Source organism: Chitinophaga sp. (genome assembly GCF_035564935.1).
Taxonomy (GTDB): Bacteria; Bacteroidota; Bacteroidia; order Chitinophagales; family Chitinophagaceae; genus Chitinophaga.
In genome coordinates this window covers 1-2,693 of sequence record NZ_DATMTE010000411.1, presented here as the reverse complement: position 1 = coordinate 2,693, position 2,693 = coordinate 1, and the positions used below count along the sequence as shown (strand labels likewise).

Sequence of the window (2,693 nt, the reverse complement as noted above, 5' to 3'; positions counted from 1 at the left end):
GCGCAGGCCATGGAAATGGGCGCTGCGGCGGTATTAGTAAATACGGCCATTGCCATTGCCCGGAATCCCGTGCAGATGGCCGCTGCCTTTAAAGCAGGAGTAGAGGCGGGGCGGATGGCGTATGAAGCCGGTTTGCCTGCCAGCAGTCACCAGGCAGTGGCATCCAGTCCGTTAATCGCATTCCTGGATGAAGCCTGATTATTTTATCATCTTATTAAACCTTCCTTATGTTTAAAAGCATATTTGATCAGTATGAATGGGATGAGGTAAAAGCCGGCATTTATGCTAAAACAGCCAGGGATGTGGAACAAGCCCTGCGCAACCAGCACCGTTCGCTGGATGATTTTGCGGCGCTGATTTCCCCGGCGGCTGCACCTTACCTGGGGCAGATGGCTGCTATCAGCAACGCGCTTACCCGGCAGCGGTTTGGCAATACAATGCAGCTCTACATCCCGATGTACCTGTCGAACGAATGCCAGAATATCTGCACCTATTGCGGCTTCAGTCTTGATAATAAGCTCCGGCGGAAAACCCTGAGCCCAGCCGAAATATTACAGGAAACGGCCGCCATCAAGGAGATGGGGTTTGAGCATATATTGCTGGTAACAGGAGAAGCCCACCAGTTAGTGAGCAACGACTATTTTAAAAAGACCTTACAGCTGCTGCGGCCGCACTTTGCCAATATATCGATGGAGGTACAGCCGATGGATGAACAGGATTACCGCGAACTGGCGGAACTGGGGCTACATGCGGTGTTAGTGTACCAGGAAACGTATCACCGGGACGATTATAAGAAACATCATCCCAAAGGGCGTAAATCCAACTTCGACTACCGGCTGGAAACGCCGGACCGGCTGGGGCGTGCCGGCATTCATAAAATGGGGCTGGGAGTGTTGATAGGGTTGGAAGACTGGCGTACAGACAGTTTCTTTACGGCGCTGCACCTGGCTTACCTGGAAAAAAAATACTGGGCAAGCAGGTACAGTATTTCTTTCCCCCGGCTGCGGCCATTTTCCGGCGGATTAACCCCCAAAGTGGTGATGAACGACCGGGAACTGGTACAGCTGATCTGCGCCTACCGTTTATTTAACCAGGAAGTAGAGCTGAGTTTATCTACCCGGGAGGAAGAGCGGTTCAGAAACAATATTGTACATCTTGGGATCACCGCCATGAGTGCGGCCTCTAAAACCAATCCCGGCGGGTACACGGTAGACCCGCAGTCGCTGGAACAATTTGAAATATCCGACGACAGAAGCGCGGCTGATGTGGCTGAAATGCTGAAAAAACAAGGATTTGAGCCGGTATGGAAAGATTGGGATGCTTCTTTTTCAGGGGAAATAAAAAAGGTGGTTGGTTAGGCCACCTGATAGTTATTGTTGTTTTTCATGGGGAGGTTAAAAGTAATACAAGAGATACTTCTCTCAATCCTTTCAAAAGTAATATAGATCTTTTAATTCCAAAAGGGGCTGACTAAACTGAACAAAATGAACAGGGTGCTTTCTGTTGAACAGAACCACCGTTTGCAGGGTCCTTTTAAGGGCCCGGGAACAACTGAACTTACCATATCCACTATATAAAAAAGGGCTGCTTCAAACGATGAGGAAGCAGCCCTGTACCGAAAATCCCGTAGTTGCCATATTACTTATTAATATAAGTATGATTGGAATCTCATGTATTCAAAAATAATATGGCCATCGTGAACAACCGCTTAATCCGTTGATTTGAACAAAAAGAACAGGGGGTAACCGACTGCACAGAAGCTACTGGCTCACCACATCGCGGTAACTTTTGATAGTGTTGTGCGCTTCTTTAAGATTTGACTGCTGATTAGCAATAATTTCCCTCATACTATAAGGCATCGCCACGTCCATGCTCAAGGCATCCGAATAGGCCCGCTGTACAGCATCCTCCCCAAATTCGCAGGAAGAAAAAAGAGAATGCCTGTCTGTACCCGTAAAAGTGGTTTTTATAGCCATCCATGTACGGTATAACTTCCCGCTGATGGTAGTATCTGTTTCCTCATCCGCACCCTGTGCCCTCAGCAGCAGATTCAGTTCTTCCACATATTTTAAACTGTCGTTGATCATATGTTGAAACAGCGCTTTCATATCTGCATCGTCACTTACATCCTGTGCCTGTTTATATCCCTCTATCCGGTCGTTATTGATTTTTACGAGATCGTTTAAAAGTGTAACTAACTTTTCCTCTTGTAACATGATCAAAAATTTATGGTTAAAAAAATAGTCGTATGATATATATGTATTTTATTTTCAAAAATGCATCCATACTGCAGAATCCTCTGTGACAAAGAGTTTCCGAAAGGAGAGCTTGCTATTTTCCGTCCTTTTTTTTCTCGGATGGTGGAGAAGGTTCCACAACGGAGCGGCGTCTGCAATGAAAAACAGCTGTATACAAAGCCATTAACTTATTGGCATAAATTTTTAAGTACGGTAATCGAATCAAATCCTTAAGACATGAACAGCCTTCTTTATTTAATTGCCGTAATTCTCATTATAGGATGGATACTTGGATTTTTTGTTTATTCAGCCGGTGGTTTAATACATGCCTTGCTTGTGCTGGCCATTATTGCTATCCTTATAAATATAATCAGGGGCAGGGCCTTATAGGATTACGCTGCAGCTCTTTATTCCCTGTTTAATCGGCTACAGGCTGTGGTTAAACAGGGAATTTTT

The 2,693-nt window shown here is 45.6% G+C and carries 3 protein-coding genes and 1 pseudogene; 3 read left to right on the top strand and 1 reads right to left on the bottom strand.

Features of this window, described 5'->3' with window-relative positions; genetic code table 11:
- Positions 1-198 (top strand): annotated as a pseudogene (locus tag VN105_RS10770) (thiazole synthase); the annotation flags it as partial.
- Between the two features lie 29 nt (positions 199-227).
- Complete coding sequence (gene thiH, locus VN105_RS10765; protein ID WP_325640680.1) at positions 228-1,358, top strand: 2-iminoacetate synthase ThiH; 1,131 nt, start codon at positions 228-230, stop codon at positions 1,356-1,358.
- 402 nt (positions 1,359-1,760) lie between these two features.
- On the opposite strand, the gene VN105_RS10760 is transcribed toward thiH, so the two are convergent.
- Positions 1,761-2,216 carry a PA2169 family four-helix-bundle protein gene (locus VN105_RS10760; protein ID WP_325640678.1) on the bottom strand — a complete coding sequence of 152 codons (456 nt, stop codon included), beginning with the start codon at positions 2,214-2,216 and terminating at the stop codon, positions 1,761-1,763.
- A gap of 258 nt (positions 2,217-2,474) precedes the next feature.
- On the opposite strand from VN105_RS10760, the gene VN105_RS10755 reads away from it, so the two are divergent.
- Complete coding sequence (locus VN105_RS10755; RefSeq protein ID WP_325640676.1) at positions 2,475-2,627, top strand: lmo0937 family membrane protein; 153 nt, start codon at positions 2,475-2,477, stop codon at positions 2,625-2,627.
- The last annotated feature ends 66 nt before the right edge of the window (positions 2,628-2,693 follow it).

Excerpts from the sequence above, each read along its gene's own strand:
- thiH (WP_325640680.1), top strand. The coding sequence starts at position 228 with ATGTTTAAAAGCATATTTGATCAGTATGAATGGGATGAGGTAAAAGCC.
- VN105_RS10760 (WP_325640678.1), bottom strand. The coding sequence starts at position 2,216 with ATGTTACAAGAGGAAAAGTTAGTTACACTTTTAAACGATCTCGTAAAA.
- VN105_RS10755 (WP_325640676.1), top strand. The coding sequence starts at position 2,475 with ATGAACAGCCTTCTTTATTTAATTGCCGTAATTCTCATTATAGGATGG.